The organism is Sphaerisporangium rufum (assembly GCF_016863395.1).
GTDB lineage: Bacteria > Actinomycetota > Actinomycetes > Streptosporangiales > Streptosporangiaceae > Sphaerisporangium > Sphaerisporangium rufum.
This window is the reverse complement of the sequence record NZ_BOOU01000004.1, coordinates 17887-38398: the sequence shown is the minus strand read 5'-3', so window position 1 is coordinate 38398 and position 20512 is coordinate 17887. Positions and strand designations below refer to the sequence as shown.

General features: G+C 74.1%; 19 protein-coding genes. 12 read left to right on the top strand and 7 right to left on the bottom strand.

Going from position 1 to position 20512, the window contains the following annotated elements; translation table 11 throughout:
• Positions 1-33 precede the first annotated feature (33 nt).
• Positions 34-339 (bottom strand): HGxxPAAW family protein, encoded by a 306-nt coding sequence (locus tag Sru01_RS01770; RefSeq protein WP_203982037.1) that lies wholly within the window; start codon positions 337-339, stop codon positions 34-36.
• A gap of 318 nt (positions 340-657) precedes the next feature.
• Between Sru01_RS01770 and secA the strand changes: the two genes are divergently transcribed.
• The gene (secA, locus tag Sru01_RS01765) at positions 658-3462 is read left to right on the top strand and encodes a preprotein translocase subunit SecA (protein WP_203982036.1); all 2805 of its coding nucleotides are present in this window, start codon (positions 658-660) and stop codon (positions 3460-3462) included.
• An 80-nt stretch (positions 3463-3542) separates the two neighbouring features.
• Here secA and Sru01_RS01760 read toward each other — a convergent pair whose 3' ends face one another.
• The 3 genes from Sru01_RS01760 to Sru01_RS01750 form a co-directional block, all read right to left on the bottom strand.
• The gene (locus Sru01_RS01760; protein WP_203982035.1) at positions 3543-4055 is read right to left on the bottom strand and encodes an Rv3235 family protein; all 513 of its coding nucleotides are present in this window, start codon (positions 4053-4055) and stop codon (positions 3543-3545) included.
• Between the two features lie 151 nt (positions 4056-4206).
• Positions 4207-5634 (bottom strand): PTS transporter subunit EIIC, encoded by a 1428-nt coding sequence (locus Sru01_RS01755; protein ID WP_373869476.1) that lies wholly within the window; start codon positions 5632-5634, stop codon positions 4207-4209.
• A gap of 26 nt (positions 5635-5660) precedes the next feature.
• Positions 5661-6401 carry a GntR family transcriptional regulator gene (locus Sru01_RS01750; RefSeq protein ID WP_203982034.1) on the bottom strand — a complete coding sequence of 247 codons (741 nt, stop codon included), beginning with the start codon at positions 6399-6401 and terminating at the stop codon, positions 5661-5663.
• A gap of 298 nt (positions 6402-6699) precedes the next feature.
• Here Sru01_RS01750 and Sru01_RS01745 point away from each other — a divergent pair, with 298 nt between their 5' ends.
• The 8 genes from Sru01_RS01745 (at position 6700) to Sru01_RS01710 (ending at position 14084) form a co-directional block, all read left to right on the top strand.
• Positions 6700-7734 carry an SIS domain-containing protein gene (locus tag Sru01_RS01745; protein WP_239136751.1) on the top strand — a complete coding sequence of 345 codons (1035 nt, stop codon included), beginning with the start codon at positions 6700-6702 and terminating at the stop codon, positions 7732-7734.
• Between the two features lie 181 nt (positions 7735-7915).
• Entirely contained in the window at positions 7916-8152 is a 237-nt protein-coding gene (locus Sru01_RS01740) for a PTS sugar transporter subunit IIB (RefSeq protein WP_203982033.1), read from the top strand.
• Positions 8153-8185: 33 nt separating this feature from the next.
• Positions 8186-8644, top strand: coding sequence for a PTS sugar transporter subunit IIA (locus Sru01_RS01735; RefSeq protein ID WP_203982032.1), 459 nt, complete (start codon positions 8186-8188; stop codon positions 8642-8644).
• Between the two features lie 228 nt (positions 8645-8872).
• Complete coding sequence (locus Sru01_RS01730; protein WP_203982031.1) at positions 8873-9130, top strand: HPr family phosphocarrier protein; 258 nt, start codon at positions 8873-8875, stop codon at positions 9128-9130.
• Between the two features lie 21 nt (positions 9131-9151).
• Positions 9152-10822 (top strand): phosphoenolpyruvate--protein phosphotransferase, encoded by a 1671-nt coding sequence (gene ptsP, locus Sru01_RS01725; protein WP_203982030.1) that lies wholly within the window; start codon positions 9152-9154, stop codon positions 10820-10822.
• Positions 10823-10903: 81 nt separating this feature from the next.
• Positions 10904-12637, top strand: a complete 1734-nt coding sequence (locus Sru01_RS01720) for a glycoside hydrolase family 3 protein (RefSeq protein ID WP_239136750.1) — start codon at positions 10904-10906, stop codon at positions 12635-12637.
• 168 nt (positions 12638-12805) lie between these two features.
• On the top strand, positions 12806-13468 hold the full coding sequence (locus tag Sru01_RS01715; protein WP_203982028.1) for an HAD family hydrolase: 663 nt from the start codon (positions 12806-12808) through the stop codon (positions 13466-13468).
• Positions 13469-13577: 109 nt separating this feature from the next.
• The gene (locus Sru01_RS01710; RefSeq protein WP_203982027.1) at positions 13578-14084 is read left to right on the top strand and encodes a DUF6912 family protein; all 507 of its coding nucleotides are present in this window, start codon (positions 13578-13580) and stop codon (positions 14082-14084) included.
• 55 nt (positions 14085-14139) lie between these two features.
• On the opposite strand, the gene Sru01_RS01705 is transcribed toward Sru01_RS01710, so the two are convergent.
• Together Sru01_RS01705 and Sru01_RS01700 are read right to left on the bottom strand one after the other, a co-directional pair.
• Positions 14140-15225, bottom strand: coding sequence for a CU044_5270 family protein (locus Sru01_RS01705; RefSeq protein WP_203982026.1), 1086 nt, complete (start codon positions 15223-15225; stop codon positions 14140-14142).
• The gene (locus Sru01_RS01700) at positions 15222-15779 is read right to left on the bottom strand and encodes an RNA polymerase sigma factor (protein WP_203982025.1); all 558 of its coding nucleotides are present in this window, start codon (positions 15777-15779) and stop codon (positions 15222-15224) included. Before Sru01_RS01700 ends, Sru01_RS01705 begins: the two co-directional genes overlap by 4 nt.
• Before the next feature lie 125 nt (positions 15780-15904).
• Here Sru01_RS01700 and Sru01_RS01695 point away from each other — a divergent pair, with 125 nt between their 5' ends.
• The gene (locus Sru01_RS01695; protein WP_203982024.1) at positions 15905-16543 is read left to right on the top strand and encodes an HAD family hydrolase; all 639 of its coding nucleotides are present in this window, start codon (positions 15905-15907) and stop codon (positions 16541-16543) included.
• A gap of 133 nt (positions 16544-16676) precedes the next feature.
• Positions 16677-17372, top strand: coding sequence for an HAD family hydrolase (locus tag Sru01_RS01690; protein WP_239136748.1), 696 nt, complete (start codon positions 16677-16679; stop codon positions 17370-17372).
• A gap of 37 nt (positions 17373-17409) precedes the next feature.
• Here Sru01_RS01690 and Sru01_RS01685 read toward each other — a convergent pair whose 3' ends face one another.
• Entirely contained in the window at positions 17410-18405 is a 996-nt protein-coding gene (locus Sru01_RS01685) for an ArsR/SmtB family transcription factor (protein ID WP_203982023.1), read from the bottom strand.
• Positions 18406-18631: 226 nt separating this feature from the next.
• Between Sru01_RS01685 and Sru01_RS01680 the strand changes: the two genes are divergently transcribed.
• Positions 18632-20512: an acetoacetate--CoA ligase gene (locus Sru01_RS01680; protein WP_203982022.1), complete on the top strand. Its 1881-nt coding sequence runs from the start codon at positions 18632-18634 to the stop codon at positions 20510-20512.

Sequence of the window (20512 nt, the reverse complement as noted above, 5' to 3'; positions counted from 1 at the left end):
GTGTCATCGCCGGGCGGTCCGGTCCCCGCCCGGTCAGACGTGGTCGGAGCTGCTGCTGAAGGGCGGGTGCTTCTCCTGGGTGTCGGCCTCCCGCGGCGCGTCCTCGATCACGTCGGAGAAGACGTCGAAGACCAGGGCGAGCACGCCGCCCACGACGACCACGCCGGCGCCCACCCAGAACAGGAACCAGTTGGGGCCGATGGTGAGGGCGACGCCGCCGATGGTGAAGCCGAGCAGGATCACGGTGACCGCCAGCCACGACGAGGCGCGTCCCGCGTGGGACTGCTGCGTGCCGTGGGCCTGCGTGCCCTGTGCCTGCGCCGGTGCGCTGTCGGCCATCCTGACTCCTTGTCGTTTCCGTGTGAGCGCCGCCCGGGCGGCGGCCGTCCGCTCCGGCCGCCGCGGCGGCCAGGGGCAAAGGTTCCCTCCCCGTACCGTCGCACGATATACAACAACGGTGCCGCCCTCGCGGGCCGTCCCCGCGCACAGGGCCGCAGGGAGCGGCGCCGCGCTCGCGTTCGCGGGCGCCCGCGCCGTCCCCGGCGATGGCTGTGCCGGGTGGGGAAACCGCCTACCATGGCTCTGGGGAACCATGTCTCGTTCTCATGTCCGCAGCCGCCGGGCCGCGGTACAGACCTGCGAGGAGCTTTACACAAAGTGGCAGCCATACTCGACAAGATCCTTCGCGCCGGTGAGGGCAAGGTTCTGCGCAAGCTGAAGCGGATCTCCGAGCAGGTCAACTCCATCGAGACCGACTTCACCAGCCTGACCGACGCCGAGCTGCGCGCGCTCACCGACGAGTACAAGCAGCGCCACACCGACGGCGAATCCCTGGACGACCTGCTGCCGGAGGCCTTCGCCACCGTGCGCGAGGCGGCCCGCCGCGTCCTCGGCCAGCGGCACTTCGACGTCCAGATCATGGGCGGTGCCGCGCTGCACCTGGGCAACATCGCCGAGATGCGCACCGGTGAGGGCAAGACCCTGACCTGTACGCTGCCGGCGTATCTCAACGCGATCGCCGGCAAGGGCGTGCACGTCGTCACGGTCAACGACTACCTCGCCAAGCGCGACGCCGAGAACATGGGCCGGGTGCACCGCTTCCTCGGCCTGGAGGTCGGGGTGATCCTGGCGAACATGCCGCCGGACGAGCGCCGCAAGCAGTACAACGCGGACATCACCTACGGCACGAACAACGAGTTCGGCTTCGACTACCTCCGCGACAACATGGCGTGGTCGCTGGAGGAGTGCGTGCAGCGCGGCCACAACTTCGCCATCGTCGACGAGGTCGACTCCATCCTCATCGACGAGGCCCGCACCCCGCTGATCATCTCCGGTCCCGGCGAGCAGTCCGGCAAGTGGTACCAGGAGTTCTCCAAGATCGTCCCCCGGCTGCGCCGCGGCACCGAGGGCAAGGACGGCGAGGAGAGCACCGGCGACTACATCGTCGACGAGAAGAAGCGCACGGTCGGCGTGCTGGAGGCCGGTGTCGAGAAGGTCGAGGACTGGCTCGGCATCGACAACCTCTACAAGCCCGAGCACACCCACCTGGTGGGGTTCCTGAACAACGCCATCAAGGCCAAGGAGCTCTACAAGAAGGACAAGGACTACATCGTCGTCGAGGGCGAGGTCCTGATCGTCGACGAGTTCACCGGGCGCGTGCTGCACGGCCGCCGGTACAACGAGGGCATGCACCAGGCCATCGAGGCCAAGGAGGGTGTGAAGGTCAAGGACGAGAACCAGACGCTCGCCACGATCACCCTGCAGAACTACTTCCGGCTCTACGGCAAGCTCGCCGGCATGACCGGTACCGCGGTCACCGAGGCCAACGAGTTCCACCAGACCTACAAGCTCGGCGTCATCCCGATCCCGACCAACCGGCCGATGATCCGCCGTGACCAGGCCGACGTGGTGTACAAGACCGAGGACGCCAAGTTCCATGCCTGCGTGCTCGACATCAAGGAGCGCTACGAGAAGGGCCAGCCGGTCCTGGTCGGCACCACCTCGGTGGAGAAGTCCGAGAAGCTGTCCAAGATGCTCAAGCGGCTCGGCGTGGCGCACGAGGTGCTGAACGCCAAGAACCACGCCCGGGAGGCGGTGATCGTCGCCGAGGCGGGCCGCAAGCACGCCGTGACGGTCGCCACCAACATGGCCGGCCGCGGCACCGACATCATGCTCGGCGGCAACCCCGAGTTCCGCGCGGACATCGAGTTGCAGCAGCGCGGCCTGTCGGTCGCCGAGACGCCCGACGAGTACGAGAAGGCCTGGCCCGAGGCGCTGGAGCAGGCCAAGGAGGCGGTCAAAGCCGAGCACGAGGAGGTCACCTCCCTTGGCGGCCTGTACGTCCTCGGCACCGAGCGCCACGAGTCGCGGCGCATCGACAACCAGCTGCGCGGCCGGTCCGGCCGGCAGGGCGACCCCGGCGAGTCCCGCTTCTACCTGTCCCTCGAGGACGACCTGATGCGGCTGTTCAACTCCGCCCGGGTCGAGATGATCATGACGCGGCTGAACATCCCGGAGGACGTGCCCATCGAGTCGGGCATCGTCTCCAAGGCGATCGCCTCGGCCCAGCACCAGGTCGAGCAGCAGAACTTCGAGATCCGCAAGAACGTCCTGAAGTACGACGAGGTCATGAACCGCCAGCGCAAGGTGATCTACGCCGAGCGGCTGCGGGTGCTGGAGGGCGCCGACCTGCACGAGCAGGTGCGCTCCTTCATCAGCGAGGTCGTCGAGGGATACGTGCAGGCGGCCACCACCGAGGGGTTCGCCGAAGAGTGGGACCTGGACAAGCTCTGGAAGGCGTTCCAGCAGCTGTACCCGATCTCCGGTACCGCCGACGAGCTCGTCGAGCGGGAGGCCGACGGCGCCCGGGAGAACCTCACCCCGCAGCTCATCTCCGAGTGGGTGAAGGCCGACGCGCTGGCCGCCTACGACCGGCGCGAGCAGGAGCTCGGCGCCGAGACGGTGCGCGAGCTGGAGCGCCGAGTCGTGCTGTCGGTGCTCGACCGCAAGTGGCGCGAGCACCTGTACGAGATGGACTACCTCCAGGAGGGCATCGCGTTGCGCGCCTACGCGCAGCGCGACCCGCTGATCGAGTACCAGCGCGAGGGCTTCGACATGTTCGCGGCCATGCTGGACGGCATCAAGGAGGAGTCGGTCGGCTACCTGTTCAACCTCGAGGTCGAGGTGCAGGACAACCCGATCGTCGAGGAGGTCGCCCCGCAGGACGCGGTGTCCGGCGAGGTCGGCGCGATCATCTCCAAGGCGCTGCGCCGGCCGCAGCGGCCCAGCGAGATGATCTACACGGCGCCGGGCGAGAGCGGCGAGGTGGAGCAGACCCGGGTCCGCACCACCGCCGAAGAGCGCGCCGCCTACGGCAACGTCGAGCGCAACGCGCCGTGCCCCTGCGGCTCCGGCAAGAAGTACAAGCGCTGCCACGGCGACCCGAAGAACGCCACGGCCTGAGCCAGGCCACCCCGGCGGCCCCGCGCCCTTGGCGGCGACGGGGCCGCCGCCGTCTCGCGGGCCGGGCCGCCGCGGCCCGGTCAGGCGGTCTCGAAGTCGGTGCACAGCCACTGGGTGCCCCGGCGCTCCAACCGGATGGCGAGGACGTGCCCGCGCTCGCCGCAGCGCACCAGCACGCACGCCTCGACGGCGCCGTCCCGCGGCCGGTCGACGTGCGGCAGCCCGGCGACCGGCGGGCGGGTCGCGTTGATCATGCGTCCGGCCCGCACCAGTTCCTGGTAGGCCCGGTCGGTGAGCCGGCCGGCCAGCGTGCCGGGAGGGCGCCGGCCGGCCAGCACCTCGGCCATCGCCTGGCCGAGGCTCTGCAGGCCGCGCTCGTCGGGCGCCGCCCGCCCGCCGTGGAAGGCGGGCACCGGCCGGATCGGCGCCGCCCGCCGGACCGGGACCGCCGCCGCGGCGGGCGCCGCCGGAGCCGCCGGGCGCGCCGGGGCGTGCCGGTCGTCGTCGTAGGGCGGGTCGGCCGGCGGGACCGCCCGCAGCCGAGGCGGGGCGGTGGTGCGCGCGGGCCGGGCGGGGCGAGGAGCGCTGGGCATCGGAGACTCCCGGTGTCGTCGCTGGACGGGACACATTAGGGAGGTTCCGGTCCGGGCCGCTGATACCGCGGGCGCCAACTTTCCGCTAGGCCGGGTGATTCCTCCGCTTACCGGCGGTACGCGGGCCCGGCCGCTCCGGGCCGCCCGGACCTTACGGCTCCGGCGCGCCGCCGGAACGCCCGTCCGAAACCCGCCCGCCGGCCTCCCCGGCGGTCTCCTCCGCGGTGGCGGCGTCCCCGGCGGCGTCCCCGGTGGTGTCCTCGGTGGTGTCCTCGGTGGCGTCCGCCGTGGGGGCGGCGTCCGGCTCCCGGCCCGGGGTCATGATGTTCAGCCGCCGGATCAGGAAGGTGAACACCAGGTAGTAGACCGCCGCGTACCCCACGCCGAGCGCCATGATCTGCCAGAAGCCGTGAGTGTTGGACTTGGTGGCGTTGAGCGCCGCGTCGATCGCCCCGGCGGAGAAGCTGAAGCCCAGCCGGCCGTCCATCGCGGCCACCAGCGCCATCGACAGGCCGGTGAGCAGCGCGTGCACGGCGAACAGCACCGGCGCCACGAAGATGAACGCGAACTCGATCGGTTCGGTGATCCCGGTGACGAACGCCACCAGCGCCGCGGACAGCATGATGCCGCCGGTGGCCGCCCGGCGGTGCGGCGGCGCGGCGCGCCAGATGGCGACCGCCGCCGCGGGCAGGCCGAACATGATCACTGGGAAGAACCCGGCCATGAACGCGCCCGCGCCGGGCGCGCCCTGCAGGTAGCAGGTGAGGTCGCCGGCCAGGTGGCGCCCGCCGACGGTGCAGTCGGGCACCTGGAACCACACGATCGAGTTCAGGAAGTGGTGCAGTCCGAGCGGGATGAGCAACCGGTTGGCCACCCCGTAGATCCCCGCGCCGGCGACCGCGTGGTCGCCGAGCCGGTGCCCGAACCAGGTCATCCACTCGCCGACCGGCTGCCACAGCAGCCCGAAGACGATGCCGAGCAGCAACCCGGCCAGGGCGGTGGCGATCGGAACGAACCGCCGCCCGCCGAAGAAGGCCAGCCAGGTGGGCGGCCGGATCCGGTGGTAGCGCTGGTAGAGCAGCGCGGCGGCCAGGCCGACGACGATGCCGCCGAGCACCCCGGTGGGGTTGCCGGCGGCCAGGTCGATCACCTCGACCGGCCGGCCGCCGGCGCCGATCACCTGCCGGGTGACGCGGTCGTGCACGGCCGACCCGGCGGCGTCGAAGAACAGCAGCCGGGAGACGCGGTCGAAGACCAGGTACCCGACGAGCGCGGCCACCGCGGTGGAGCCGTCCGCCCGGCGGGCGAACCCGACGGCCACCCCGACGGCGAACAGGATCGGCAGGTTCTCGAACAGCGCGCCGCCGGCCGCGCCGACCACCTCGGCCGCGCGGTGCGCCGGGCCGTCGCCGATCCGGCCGAGCAGGTCGTCCTGCCCCAGGCGCAGCAGCAGCCCGGCGGCCGGCAGCGTCGCGATGGGCAGCATGAGCGACCGGCCGACCCGGGACAGCACGGCCATGGCGGCGGAGGCGGCGGAGCGGCCCGGGGGCGGGCCGGCGGCGGCCGGGACGGAGCTCAACGCATGACTCCTGGGGTCGGGGCGGGTCAGCCGCGCCGCGGGGCGATCTCCAGGACCGTTCGCAGCTGGTAGCGGTCGGCGCGGTAGGTCGAGACCGCGAACTCCACGCAGACGCCGCCGGCGAACGAGCGCCGCTGCAGCGACAGCACCGCGCCACCGCGGGGCAGCTTGAGCAGGTCGGCGTCCCCGGGGTCGGCGATCGCGCCGTCGATGGTCAGCTCGCCGGCGTCCAGCACCACGCCGTGCCGCGACTCCAGCAGCGCGTACAGCGACCGGCCGGTCAGGTCGAACGACGCGAGGTCGGGCGCGAACGACACCGGGATGTGCGCGCGCTCGACGCACAGCGGTTCGCCGTCCGCGGTGCGCAGCCGTTCGATGAAGTGCACCGCGTCGCCGGGCTGGATGCCCAGCTCGCGGGCCAGGTGGGCGCTGGCCCGGACCACCCGCCGGTCCAGGTCGCGCGAGCCGGGCTCCATGCCGCGGGCCCGCATGTCGTCGCTGAAGGAGGTGAGCCGCAGGGCCATCTCGATCTTCGGCCGGGCCACGAAGGTGCCCTTGCCGGCGACCCGGTGCAGCCGGCCCTCGGTCACCAGGTGGTCGACCGCCTGGCGCACGGTCATCCGGGACAGCCCGAAGCGCTGGCACAGGTCGCGCTCGGACGGGATCGCCGCGCCGATGGACAGTTCGTTGCCCTCGATGAGGTCGAGGAGGATCTCCCGGAGCTGGAAGTACTTGGGCACCGGGCTGTCCGGATCGATCTGGGCCACTGATCCTCGGCTCTCGGACTCGGCACTGGACCTCGTCCCGGCCGTGGCGGGCCGGCGGCCGGGTCGTCCGGCTCCGGGCCTGGGCAGGGTGATCGCTCACCCGCGGGGACGGCCGGGCGCGGTGCGCTCGCGCGCGCCGGGGTGCGGCGGCCGGGCCGCGAAGGTCCACTGGGATAGATTAGGTTTGTCGTGGTCTAGTCCGGACTAGACCACATGCCAGATTTATGGGTCAACATATGGACCGGCGACGGATCGATAACGGCCCGATCTCGCCGGCGGCGGGCGGAGGACGGGCACGATGACCACCATGATGCGCGCGGAGATAGCCGAGCAGCCCGCCGCGCTGCGGGCCACCCTCGACGCCCTGCTGCCCAGGGTCGAGGAGATCCGCGCCCTCGCCGGGCGGACCCGCCAGCTGCTGTTCGTGGCGCGCGGCACCTCCGACAACGCCGCGGTGTACGGTCGCTACCTGATCGAGGCGCGCGCCGGCCGGCTCTGCTCGCTGGCCGCCCCGTCGATCGCCACGACCTACCGGCGCCGCGTCGACCTGGACGGCGTGCTCGCGGTGGCGCTGTCCCAGTCCGGCCGCACCGAGGAGATCGTGGAGACCCTCGCCTGGGCCCGGGACTGCGGTGCCCGCACGGTGGCGATCACCAACGGCGGGCCGGAGTCGCCGCTCGCCGCGGCCGCCGACCTCGCGCTGTGCACCGAGGCCGGCGAGGAGAAGGCGGTGCCGGCCACCAAGACCTACACCACCCAGCTCGCCGCGCTCGCCGTGCTGGCCCTCGGCCTGGGCGCCGAGGTGGACGCCGGCGACCTGGACCGGGTCCCCGACGCCCTCGCCCGGTTGATCGACCGGCCGGGCGATCTGGACGCCGTGGTCGAGGGACTGGCCGAGGTGACCGGCGTGGTGGTGTCCGGCCGCGGCATGGCCTTCTCCACCGCCCTGGAGACCGCGCTCAAGCTCAAGGAGGCGTGCTACCTGCACGCCATGGGCCTGTCGTACGCCGACCTGCTGCACGGGCCGATCGCCGTGGTGGACGAGCTCACCCCCGCGCTGCTGGTCGCCGCCGGCGCCGGGCCGACGCTGGCCGGCACCGTCGCGCTGGCCCGCCGGGTCACCGGCGCCGGGGCGCGCGCGTACGGCGTGGGCGGCGGCACCGAGCTGGCCGGCGCGGCCACCGCCGCGCTCAACGGCCCCGACCTGCCCGAGTGGGTCGCGCCGATGGGTTTGATCGTCCCCGGGCAACTGCTCACCGAGGCGCTGGCCCGCCGGCGCGGCCTGGACCCCGACTCGCCGCGCGGCTTGAACAAGGTCACCCAGACCGGCTGATCCTGGCCGGGTGACGGGACGGCGCGGGCGGCGGACACGGCTCAGGTGGCGGGGGCGGGGCGCGGCTCGATGGCGGGAGCCGGATGCGGCCGGTCCGGTGACGCGATCCGGTGGGGCGGATCGGGTGACGCGGGCCGGGGAGGTCGCTAGCGTGGCCCCGGGCGGCACGAGGAGGACCACCATGACGGCGAACGCGCGGGCGATCATCGCGGGGCTGGGTGGAGCCGCCAACATCATCGAGATCGAGCCGTGCATCACCCGGCTGCGCACCGAGGTCCGCGACGCCGCTCGGGTCGACCGGGCCGCGCTGCGCGCGGCCGGCGCCCACGGGGTCATGGCGGCCGGCAACGTGGTGCAGGTCGTCGTGGGGCCGGACGCCGACACGATCGCCTCGGAGATAGACGACATCATCTCCTGACCCGCCGCCGCGGCGGCCGGAGGGGAATGCGGCATGACGACCGTTCTCGCCCCGGTGACGGGCTCGGTGGTGGGGCTGGCGGCGGTGCCCGACCCGGTGTTCGCCGAGGGCCTGGTCGGCCCGGGCACGGCCATCGACCCGGTCCGCCGCCCGGGGCGGGTGCTCGCCCCGATCGCCGGCGTCATCCGCAAGCTCCACCCGCACGCCTACGTCGTCGTCGGGGCCGGCGGCCGGGGTGTCCTGGTCCATCTCGGCGTGGACACCGTGCAGCTCCACGGCGAGGGCTTCCGCCTGCTGGTGGCCGAGGGCCGGCCGGTCCGGGCCGGGGCCCCGGTGGTGGCCTGGGACCCCGCCATGGTCGAGGCCGGCGGCCGCTCCCCGCTGTGCGCGGTGATCGCGCTGGACGCGCCGCCCGGCGCCGTCCGGCCGCTGGTCGCCGCCGGTCCGGTCCGGGCCGGCACCGGCCTGCTCAGCTGGGACGCGGGGTGCTGATCCCGCGGTGCGGCGGCGCGGGCACCGGCCGGAGAGGACCCGCAGGTGCCACCCGGGCCCGGTGCCGGGCACCGGGGGAGCGCCGGCCAGGTATTGGCGGTACTTTCGTCATCTGTGCGGGCTCGCGCCCCGTCGCCGGGCACCCAGGCCGTGGCGGTGGTGTCCCGGGACGGCCGGAAGACCCCGGAGGCCGGGCCGCGAGCCCCTGAGGCACCAACAGGAGGAGATGTGCCGGAGCGCAAGGTCATCGTCGAGGCCGAGGTCGGGCTGCACGCGCGTCCCGCCGCCACGTTCGTGCAGACCGCCGCCGAGGCGCCGGTCGAGATCACGGTGGCCCGGCCGGGCGGCGAGCCGGTCAACGCCAAGAGCATCCTGTCCATCCTGGCGCTGGATGTCCGGCACGGCGAGGCGATCGTGATCCGCGCGGACGGTGACGGAGCCGAGCAGGTGCTGGATCGGCTGGCCGCGATAGTGTCCGGTCCCTGAGGTCCAGCTGGAAAGGCCGCGATGGAAAGACTCACCGGAGCCGGGGTCAGTCCGGGAGCCGGATACGGGCCCGCCTACGCGATGGCGGGGGAGGTGCCGGAGCCGGCCGCCGGGTCCACGCACGGCGGGGATCCGGTGGCCGAGACCGCGCGGGCCGAGGCGGCGGCCGACCGGGTGGCGGCCGGGCTGTCGGCGCTGGGCGAGGCGGTGGGCGGGCCGGCGCGCGACGTGCTCGCCGCCCAGGCGATGATGGCCCGGGACCCGGAGCTGTCCGCCGAGATCGCCGGGCTGATCGACGCCGGTACGGCCGCCGAGCGCGCGGTCTACGAGGCCTTCCTCCGGTTCCGCGAGCGGTGCTCGCAGGCCGGCGGCGTGGTCGCCGACCGGGTGGCCGACCTGGACGACGTCCGGGACCGGGTGATCGCCGAGCTGTGCGGCCTGCCCCGCCCCGGCCTGCCCGAGGGGGCGGACCGGCCCTACGTGCTGGTGGCGCGGGATCTGGCCCCCGCCGACACCGCCACGCTCACCAGGGATGTCGTCGCCGCCTTCGTCACCGAGCAGGGCGGGCCCACCAGCCACACCGCCATCCTGGCCCGGGCGATGGGCGTGCCGGCCGTGGTGGCCTGCGCGGGCGCCACGGCGATCGCCGGCGGGGCGATGGTGCTGGTGGACGGCACCACCGGCGAGGTCACGATCGAGCCGTCACCGGCGGAGGCCGAGGCCGCCCTCGCCGCCGGAACCGGGCGCGCCGCGGCGTCTCCGGCGTCCGCGGTGGCTCCGGGGGCCACCGCCGACGGGCATCCGGTCGCCCTGCTGGCCAACATCGGCGGTCCGCAGGACCTGGCCGCGGCGCTGGAACACGGTGCCGAGGGAGTGGGCCTGTACCGGACCGAGTTCCTGTTCCTGGACCGGGCGGAACCGCCGGGAGAGGACGAGCAGGTGGCCGCCTACCGGCAGGTCCTCACCGCCTTTCCCGGCGGCGAGGTGGTGGTGCGCGTGCTGGACGCCGGCGCCGACAAGCCGCTGGCCTTCCTGCCGGCGCCGGGGACCGAGCCCAATCCGGCGCTGGGGGAGCGCGGGGTGCGCCTGCTGCGGATCCTCCCGGACGTGATGCTGGGCCAGTTGCGCGCGCTGGCCCGCGCCGCGGAGGGCACCTCGGCGACGGTCCGCGCCATGGCGCCCATGGTGGCGAGCGCGGCGGAGGCGGACTGGTTCGCCGCCAACTGCCGGGCGGCCGGGCTGGCGTCCGGCGTCATGATCGAGGTGCCCGCGGCGGCGCTGCGCGCGGCCGAGCTGGCCCGGGTGGTCGACTACTTCTCGGTGGGCACCAACGACCTCGCCCAGTACCTGTTCGCCGCCGACCGCCAGGTCGCCGCGCTGACCGGTTTCCAGGACCCCTGGCAGCCGGCGCTGCTCGACCTGGTCGCCGCGGCGGCCGGCGCCGGCGTCCGCTGCGGGGTCTGCGGCGAGGCCGGCTCGGACCCGGCGCTCGGCTGCGTGCTGGCCGGGCTGGGCGTCTCCTCGCTGTCCATGGCGGCGCCGGCGCTGCCGTGGGTCCGGGCGGCCCTGGCCCGGCACACCCTGGCCCAGTGCCGGGCGGCCGCCGACGCCGCGCGCGCCGAGAGCACCCCGAAGGCGGCCCGCGCGGCGGCGCTCGCCCACCTGCCGGCCCTGGATCCGCCGGACCGCTGACCGGCGCCGCGGCGCCCGGATCACCGCGGCAGGGCGGGAACGGCGGGCCCGCCGGTCCCGGGCGCGGATACGGTAATGGGCATGCCTGCTCCTCTTCGCGCGACGGCGGCCCTGTTGATCGCGGCGCTGACCGCGGGGTGCGCCGGCGCGTCCTCCCCCCGGCGCGAGCCGCCGCCGGGAGCGGCGTCCCCGGCGGCGTCGCCGGCCGCGCCCCCCGCCTCCTCGCCCTCGCCGAGCCCGTCCGGGGCCGCCTCGCCGTCCGCCGCCGCGGTGGCCGAGACCGTCGCCGGCATGAGCCTGGAGCGCAAGGTCGGCCAGCTGTTCATGCCGGTGCTGTACGGCTCCCGGGCCGACGCCGCGCACGCCGAGAACCGTGCCCGGTTCGGCGTCGGCACCCCCGCGGAGGTGGTGCGCAGGTACCATCTCGGCGGCGCCATTCTGTTCCCCTGGGCGGGCAACGTCGAGGACGCCGGCCAGGTGGCCGCGCTGACCCGCGGGCTGCAGAAGGCGGCGGAGCTGCCGCTGGCGATCGGGGCCGACCAGGAGAACGGCCTGGTGTCCCGGCTGAGCCCGCTCATCACCGACATGCCCGGCAGCATGGCCGTCGGCGCCACCGGCCGGGCCGAGGACGCCTACGACGCCGCCCGGGTCACCGGCGAGGAGCTGCTCGCCCTCGGGGTCAACCTGGACTTCGCTCCGGTGGCCGACGTGAACGTCGACCCGGCCAACCCGGTCATCGGCTCGCGCTCCTACGGGTCGGACCCGGCCCGGGTGGCCGAGATGGTCGGAGCCGCCGTCGACGGGTTCCACCAGGCCGGCGTGGCGGCCGCCGCCAAGCACTTTCCCGGCCACGGGGACACCAAGGTCGACAGCCACAGCGGCCTGCCGGTGATCCGGCATTCCCCCGCCAAGTGGGCGAAGCTCGACGCGCCGCCGTTCCGGGCCGCCATCGAGCGGGGCGTCGACGTGGTGATGTCCGCGCACGTCGTCATGCCCGAGCTCGACCGGTCGGGGGCGCCGGCGACCCTCTCCAAGCGCATCCTGACCGGGCTGCTGCGCGACGAGCTCGGGTACGAAGGGGTGGTGTCCACCGACGCCCTCGATATGGCGGGCGTGCGGGAGAAGTACGGCGACGCCGAGGTCGCGGTGCGGGCGGTGCTGGCGGGCGTCGACCTGCTGCTGATGCCGCCGGACCTGCCGAAGGCGTACCAGGCGGTGCTCGGCGCGGTCCGGTCGGGGCGCATCACCCGCGAGCGGCTGGACCTCTCGGTCACCCGGCTGCTCACGATGAAGGCCGCCCGCGGCATCCTTTCGGCCGCCCCGGCGGGTGATCCGGCCGGGCTGCGGTCGGCCGAGCACCGGGCGGTCGCCCAGGCGATCGCCGACCGGGCGGTGACCGCGGTGCGGGGCGGCGGGCGCCTTCCGCTGAAGGGCGACGTGCTGGTCACCGGGCCGGTGGCCCGGCGGCTGGCCGGCATGATCGACGGCGCGCAGGCGGTGGTCACCGGGGACACCCCGACCGCCGGGCAGATCGCCGCGGCCCGGGCGGCGGCCGCCAGGGCGGACGCGGTGGTGGTCACCACCGCCGACGCCGGCCCGGCCCAGGCGCGGCTGGTGGCCGCGATGGCGGGCACCGGTAAGACGCTGGCCCTGGTGTCGACGGCGGCGCCCTACGAGCTGACCCGGCTGCGCGGCGCCGACGTCGCGCTGGCCGTCTACGCCGGCGGCGAGGCGTCGCTGCGGGCCGCCGCCAAGGTTCTCACCGGCAGCCTCAAGCCGGGGGGCGACCTCCCGGTCACGCTGACCGGCCGCTGAGGCGTCCCGTCCGGCGGCCGTCGCGTCGATCAAGGAAGCCGCGCCGGGGGATTTGGGGAGATTTGTTGGTCAGTGGGCAGTTCGCGAAGCGGGCTTGGCGCCGGCGAGGGTGGCCGGATATATCGGGCGGTTTAAGGTGGTAGGTCCCGTGGAGGACAGGAGCGGACGTTGCTGAGGGGTTTGCTCATCGACTGGGGCGGCGTGCTGACGGTCGGCCTGCGCGAGGCCATCGCCGAGTGGATCGCGGCCGACGGCATCGACGACGCGCACTACACCGAGCTGATGCGCGAGCTGGTCCGGGAGGCGTACGACGGAGACGGCCGGTCGGAGAACATCATCCACGCGCTGGAGCGCGGCGAGATCGATCCGGTGGCCTTCGAACGCGACCTGGCGGCCCGCCTGCTCACCAGGGACGGGGCTCCGCCGGCCGCCGAAGGGCTGCTGTCGCGGATGTTCGCCGGATTCCGCCCGGTGGAGCCGATGTGGGAGATGCTGCGCGCCGTCCGCGAGGCCGGCATCGCGACCTGCCTGGTGTCGAACTCATGGGGCGACCACTACACCCGGGACGGCTGGGAGGCCTACTTCGACCAGGTGGTCATCTCCGGTGAGGTCGGCATGCGCAAGCCGGAGCCGCGGATCTTCCACCACGCGGCGGACCTGGTCCGGCTCGGCCCGCAGGAGTGCCTGTTCGTCGACGACGTGCCGGCGAACATCGTCGCGGCCCGCGCGCTCGGCATGACCGGGCTGCACCACCTGGACCCGGACGAGACGATCATCGAGATCGGGGCGCTGCTGGAGGTCCCGCTGCGGCCGGTGGCCCCCGGCCGCTGATCCGGGCCGGCGACCGGTACGAAGGACCGGCGGATTGCTGGCACACTCGTTCAGGTGATCGGCGCCGTGCGGGCGCCGGCGTCCGTGTACGACAGTGATCGAGGAACCCATGCGCGTGTACCTGCCGTGCACCCTTGCCGCGCTGGCCCGGGTGGCGGAGACGGGCGAGGTCGGCCCCGCCCCGCTGACCGGCTACGCGGTCACTCCCGCGCTGGTCGAGTGGTACGCGTCCGGCGACACCGAGGAGCTGGAGTACGCCGCGCTGACCGACGCCGCCCGCGCGTCGCTGCGGATGCTGGCCGCCGACCGCGCCGACGGCGTGCCGGTGGCCGCGCGCCGGGTGGTGATCGCCGCCGACGTGCCCGACGACCAGGTCGTCGCGGGCACCGACCTGGCGGACCGGTCACGGGTACGCCTGCCGGCCCCGGTGCCGTTGAAGAAGGTCGCGGCGGTGCACGTCGACGACGGGTCGGCCGTCCCGGACATCGAGACGGCCCTGGCCGCCGTGCCCGCCGCCGACGGCGGTGACGAGGACGCGAAGTTCGACGTGGACGGCGCCGAGGCCCACGAGCTGATGTGGTACGCCACCCAGGAGATCCCCGACGTCCTCCGCTGACCGGGCGAACCGGACCGTACCCGAGGGCGTCCGCGGCGTCGGAGTCTCCGGAAGGTCAGTGGCGCGCGGCCGGCAGCACCGGAGAGGCGTCGGTCCAGCCGCTCTCCAGGACCGCGCTCCAGTGCCGTCTATCCAGGTTCGCGCAACTCGTTCCCGTTGCCGCGGTGACGGCCAGCAGGCGTCCGGTCGGCTCGTCGAACATGATCCGCGTCTCCTGCCCGTAGGAGGGCAGGCAGGTCCGCAGTGCGACCCCCATCCCCGTCCGGCCGAGCGGATCCCGTACCTCGCCCGCGGAACCGACTCCGGGCAGCCCGGCCAGCATCCGGAAAAGCCCGGCCCGGACGTCGGGCGGGGTGGGGAGCTCGAGCAGCAGCTCCGCCGCCTGGAAGAAGAGCACCTCGTTGGCGGTCTCGTCGTTCGCCGGGGTGGAGCCCTGCCAGCGGAGCAGCAGGTCCTTCAGCGCGTCCGGTTCGGTGGGGAGGGCCTGGATCTCGGCGATCGAGACCGCCCGGCCGTTGACGTTCGGCCAGCTCGACCCGGGCTCGGCGAAGTCTCCGAGCTTCACCGCCGTGGGCGTCCGGCCCTTGTCCTCGGCCACCGACCGATTACCACGGGTGCAGGCGAAACCGCCGTCCCCCGAGGACCAGGCCTTTCCCCGCTCCGGCGATGGCGCGCCCGGCCGGACGGTCACCTTGGACCAGGTGTTGATGATCCACCAGCTCGGTTCCCGCGGCGAGCGGGCCACCCAGGTCTCGTCATGGCAGGGCCCCTGCACGTCCTGGCCGGCCGGCAGCTGCCCGCCGCCGGAGTTGACCCCCCGGGTGTGCCAGTAGCGGCCGGTCGTGGCCGGTGCCCGCAGGCTGCTGTCCGCCGCGGCGAGCAGCAGCCTGCGGGCCGCCGGATCGGCGGTGGGCTCAGGGCCGCCGCCCACCGTCACCGCCAGCGCCGCCGCCGCGACCGCCAGCGCGCCGGCGTACCCGACCCTGGCCGCTCGGGCCCGGCGGCGCGGAGCGCGCACCGCCGGGCCCGGCCGCGCCTCGGCGGTCGCGATGATCCGGTCCAGCCTGGCCGGGTCGGGCGCCGGTTCGAGCGAGGCGGGGCGGGAGCGGGCCAGCGACTTCATCACATCGTTCTCGTTCATCGGATCGATTCCTTCGCAGATGTCGGTGGGACGCGGGTCGGGCCGGATACGGGGGCGTCGCCGGCCGCCAGCGCACGTTCCAGCCGGCGGCGTGCGCGATGCAGCCGGACGAAGAACGTGGTCGTGGAGCAGCCGACGACCGCGGCCGCCTCCGAGGCGCGCAGCCCCTGCCAGGCGACCAGCGTGAGCAGTTCGCGATCCTGGTCGGAGAGCGTGGCCAGGCCGCGCAGCACGGCCGCCCGCTCGGTCACCGTCTCGGCGACGTCACCTTCCGGTACGCCACTGACGACCCAGGAACGCAGTTCGTTCTCCAGCGAACGGCGCCGCGCCTCGGCACGGTACGACTCGCGCAGCACGTTGCGCGCGACGCCCAGCAGCCAGGGCAGCGGCGGGTCCGGTACGTCGCCGATCCGCCGCCACGCCACGCAGAACGTCTCGCTCGCCACCTCCTCGGCGAGCTGCCGGCCGACCCGGCCGACCGCGTAGGCGTGCACGGCCGGATAGCAGGCGGTGTACAAGGCGGTGAACCGGTCCCGGCGATCGGGTTCCGTCATGTCATGTCCCGTCCCTTCCTAGGTGTGGCGACATCATGGAAGTGCGGGGCGCGGGCTCCTTCTTACCGGCCACGGCGGAAAAATCGGTCGGCGGGGAGGACAGCGGCGATTACTCTTGTGGCGTTATGAAGCACATCGTCTGGGACTGGAACGGCACGCTCTTCCACGACATCGAGGCGGTCGTCGGGGCCACCAACGAGGTGTTCCGGCCGTACGGGCTGGCGCCGATGGACAGCGAGGCCTTCCGCGCCGCCTACACCCGCCCGATCTGGGTCGCCTACGAGCGCCTGCTCGGCCGCCCGCTGCGCGAGGGGGAATGGGAGGAGCTGGACCAGGCCTTCCACGACCACTACCACCGGTTGATGATCTCCTGCGCGCTCGCGGTGGACGCGCTGTCCTGCCTGCGCACCTGGGCCGACTCCGGGCGTACCCAGTCGCTGCTGTCCATGTGGGCGCACGAGCGGCTGGTGCGCAAGACGGCGGAACTCGGCATCGACCCGTACTTCTCGCGCATCGACGGGCTGCGCGACGGCGCGCCGGGCGGCGGCAAGACCGAGCACATGGTGCTGCACATCGAGTCGCTGCGGGCCGACCCGGCACAGGTGCTCGTCATCGGCGACAGCCTGGACGACGCGCACGCGGCCCGGCACGTGGGCGCGGCGGCGGTGCTCTACACCGGCGGCATGACCAGCCGCGCCGAGCTGGCCGCCTCGGGGTTCCCGGTGGTCGACAAGCTTTCCGAGGCGTTCGAGCACGCGCGCTGACGGCCGCCCGGGCCGGTGGCCGGCCGGGTCCGTCCCGGCCGGCCACCGGGCGAGGGGACGCCGGCCGGCCGGCTCGGCGTACCCTTGGCGCACCGCTCTCGCGCCGTTTCGGAGGCCCCCCATCAACCGTCTCGTGCTCTGGAACGTCGACCTCACCCTGGTCGACGTGGCCATCGTCACCCGTGATGCGTACGCCGAGGCGTTCCGGCAGGTCACCGGGCGCCCGCTGGTCAAGCTGGCCCCCGCCCTGGGCCGCCCGGACTCGGAGATCATCTTCGAGACGCTGGCCGTCAACGGGGTGGTGCCCGACGACGACCACCTGCCCCGGTTCATCGACGCGCTCGCCGCGGCCTTCGCCGCCCGCCGCCGCCGGCTGGACAAGGACGGCCGGGCCATGCCGGGGGCCAAGGACGCCCTCAAGGCGGTGGCCCGGATCGACGGCACCGTCCAGACGCTGCTCACCGGGACGATCAAGAGCAATGCCGTCCTGAAGCTTCGGGCCTTCGGGCTGGACAAGTTCGTGGACTTCGAGGCCGGCGGCTACGGCGAGGAGGTCTACCCCAAGGCCACCCTGGTCCAGGTGGCGCAGAGCCGGGTCAAGCAGATGTACGGCTACACCTGCGACGGCGGCAGCACGGTGCTGATCGGGGACTCGGCGCGGGACGCCCAGGCGGCGCGGTTCGCGCGGATCGGCATGATCGGGGTGGCCTCCGGCCGGTCCACCCCGGCCGAGTTGCACGAGGCGGGCGCCGACGTCGTGCTGCCCGACCTCACCGACGCCGCCGCCGTGGCCGCCGCCGTCCGGGAGATCGCGAGCGGCGGGCGCTGACGACCGGGTGCGGTCGTGGCCCGGCCGGTGGCGCGGCTCAGATGCGCTCGGCGCGGCGGGCGGCGCCCAGGAGCAGGGCGTCGCCGAGCGGGGCGAGGCTGTGCAGCACCTGGCCGCCGAGCCGCTGGGTGGTGATCAGGCCGGCGTCGCGCAGCGTGGCGGCGTGCTGGCTGGCGGACGGCACGGAGGTGCCGGCCCGCCGGGCCAGTTCGGTGGTGGTGCAGCCGTCCTCGATCGAGCCGAGCACCCGGGCGCGGGTGCCGCCGATCAGCGCGTGCAGCGTCCGCGGCGCGGCGCTCCCGGTGTCCGGCTCGTCCGGACCGCTGGTGATCTCGTGGCTGACCGGGTAGATCAGCACCGGCGGCAGTCCCGGGTCGACCAGGGTGACCGGGGTGCGCCAGCAGAAGAACGCGGGGACCAGCAGCAACCCCCGGCCGTCCAGGTGGAGGTCGCGATCCACCGGGTAGTCGGCCTCCAGCACCGGCGACCGCCACCGCATGGAGGGGCCGAGGTCCGACAGCAGCGCCTCGGCGCCCTCGTTGACGACGGCGTGCGACCGGCGGGCCCGGTCGGCGGCGACATGGGCCTGGACCGCCGGCCAGTATGGTTCGATCACCGCCGCGTGATAGGCGCGGAACGCCCTGGCCAGGCGGTGCGTGGTCTCCAGGTCGCCGTCGGCGAGCCGCGCGCACCATCCCGGCAGCCGCTGCGCGCGGGCCAGCACCCCGAGCTCCTCCCGCAGCCGCCGGCGCGGGGTGGACAGCACGGTGTCCAGACTCTCCTCCAGATGGCCGCCGCGGACCGGCGGGGTGAGGAAGTCCGGGAAGTACGCCGAGTCGGGCGCGAGCGTGGCCAGCGGCCCGGCCTGGCCGCCGAGCCGGCGGCGGGCGTGGTCGCGCCAGCCGCGGAAGACCACCGCGCCCTGCCGGTTCTGCAGGAGTTGCAGGCTGAGCACCAGTTCCCACATGACGTCCGGCCCGGGCGCCAGGCGGGTGCGGGCCAGATCCTCGAAGCCGAAATGGATGCGTAACACGTTGCCTCCCCGTGGCCCGCCTCGCGTCGTCCCCGGTATGGCGGGCGGTCGTCCCCCCGGCCCCCCGGCCGGGTAACTGGGATCCCCAGTCGATTATGCGATTAGCCCCATTTGTGCACCATCCTGGAATGTTCGTGGATGCTGTGCTACCTATCCGGGCCACCTGTCCGGCCGCCGGCCCGGCCCGGATGGCGCCGCCGCGGGCGCCTCGGACAAGATGGGGCCCATGGTGGAAGAAGGTGCGTTGATCTGGGAGCCGTCCCCCGAGGTGGTACGGGACGCGAAGATCACCCGGTACGCCGGGTGGCTGGGCCGGTCCGGGGATGACTACGACGCGCTGTGGCGGTGGTCGGTGGAGTCCCCCGAAGAGTTCTGGACATCGATCTGGGACTACTTCGCGGTCGTCGGCGACCGCGGCGACGGCCCGGTGCTCCAGGGGGCGATGCCCGGTGCGCGATGGTTCGCGGGCGCCACGCTGAACTACGCGCGCAACGCGCTGCGCGGCGACCCGGCCCGCCCGGCGGTGGTCGCCCGCGACGAGGAGGGCGCCCGGCGCACCTACACCTACGGCGAGCTGGCCGAGGAGGTGGCCCGGGTCCGGGCCGGCCTGGCCCGGCTCGGCGTCGGCCGGGGCGACCGGGTGGCGGCGTACCTGCCGAACGGGCCGGAGGCGCTGATCGCCTTCCTGGCCACCGCGAGCCTGGGCGCCGTCTGGTCCTCCTGCTCGCCGGACTTCGGCGTCTCCAGCGTGGTCGACCGGTTCACCCAGATCACCCCCAAGGTGTTCATCGCGGTGCAGGGCTACACCTACAACGGCCGCCGCTTCGACCGGTCGGCGGTGGTGGCCGAGATCGCGGCGCGGCTGCCCGGGCCGGCGGCGACCGTGCTCGTCGGCACGCCGTCCTGGGACGCGCTGCGCGCCGAGCCGGCGCCGCCGGCGTTCGAGCCGGTGCCGTTCGACCACCCGCTGTGGATCGTCTACTCTTCCGGCACCACCGGCCTGCCCAAGCCGATCGTGCACGGGCACGGCGGCATCGTGCTGGAGCACCTCAAGGCGCTCGCCTTCCACCAGGACCTGGGGGAGGGCGACGTCTTCTTCTGGTACACCACCACCGGCTGGATGATGTGGAACTACCTGGTGGGCGGCCTGCTGGCCGGCGCCACGATCGTGCTGTACGACGGCAGCGCCACCCACCCCGGGCCGGACGCGCTGTGGCGGCTGGTCGCCGAGGAGGGCGTCACCTACTTCGGCACCGGCGCGCCGTACATCATCGCCTCGATGCGCGCCGGGCTGCGGCCGGCCGGGCTGTCCGCGCTGCGCGGGGTCGGGTCGACCGGCTCGCCGCTGCCGCCGGAGGGGTTCGCCTGGCTGCACGACGCGTTGCCGGGCGTGCCGCTCGGGTCGTTCTCCGGCGGCACCGACGTGTGCACCGGCTTCGTCGGCGGGGTGCCGTGGCTGCCGGTGCGGGCCGGGGTCATCCCCTGCCGCTGCCTCGGCGCGGCGGTCGAGGCCTACGACCCCGAAGGGCGGCCGGTGGTGGACGAGGTCGGCGAGCTGGTGCTCACCCGGCCGATGCCGTCCATGCCGGTCATGTTCTGGAACGACCCGGACGGCGAGCGCTACCGGGACAGCTACTTCGCCGAGTACCCGGGGGTGTGGCGGCACGGCGACTGGATCAAGATCCGGCCGGACGGCGGCTGCGTGATCTACGGCCGGTCGGACTCGACGCTGAACCGGGGCGGGGTGCGCATGGGCACCAGCGAGTTCTACCGGGTCGTCGAGCGGTTCCCGCACATCGAGGACAGCCTGGTGATCGACACCGGGCAGCTCGGGCAGGAGGGCCGGCTGCTGCTGTACGTGACCATGGCCGAGGGCCGCGAGCTGACCGGCGACCTGGTCGCCGACCTGCGCGCCGCGCTGCGCGCCGAGCTGTCCCCGCGGCACGTGCCGGACGAGATCCGCCAGGTGCCCGGCATCCCGCGCACGCTCAGCGGCAAGAAGCTGGAGGTGCCGGTGCGCAAGATCCTGCTGGGCACGCCGGTGGACCGGGCGGCCAACACCGGCGCCATGGCCAACCCCGAGGTGCTGCGCCACTTCGTCCCCTGA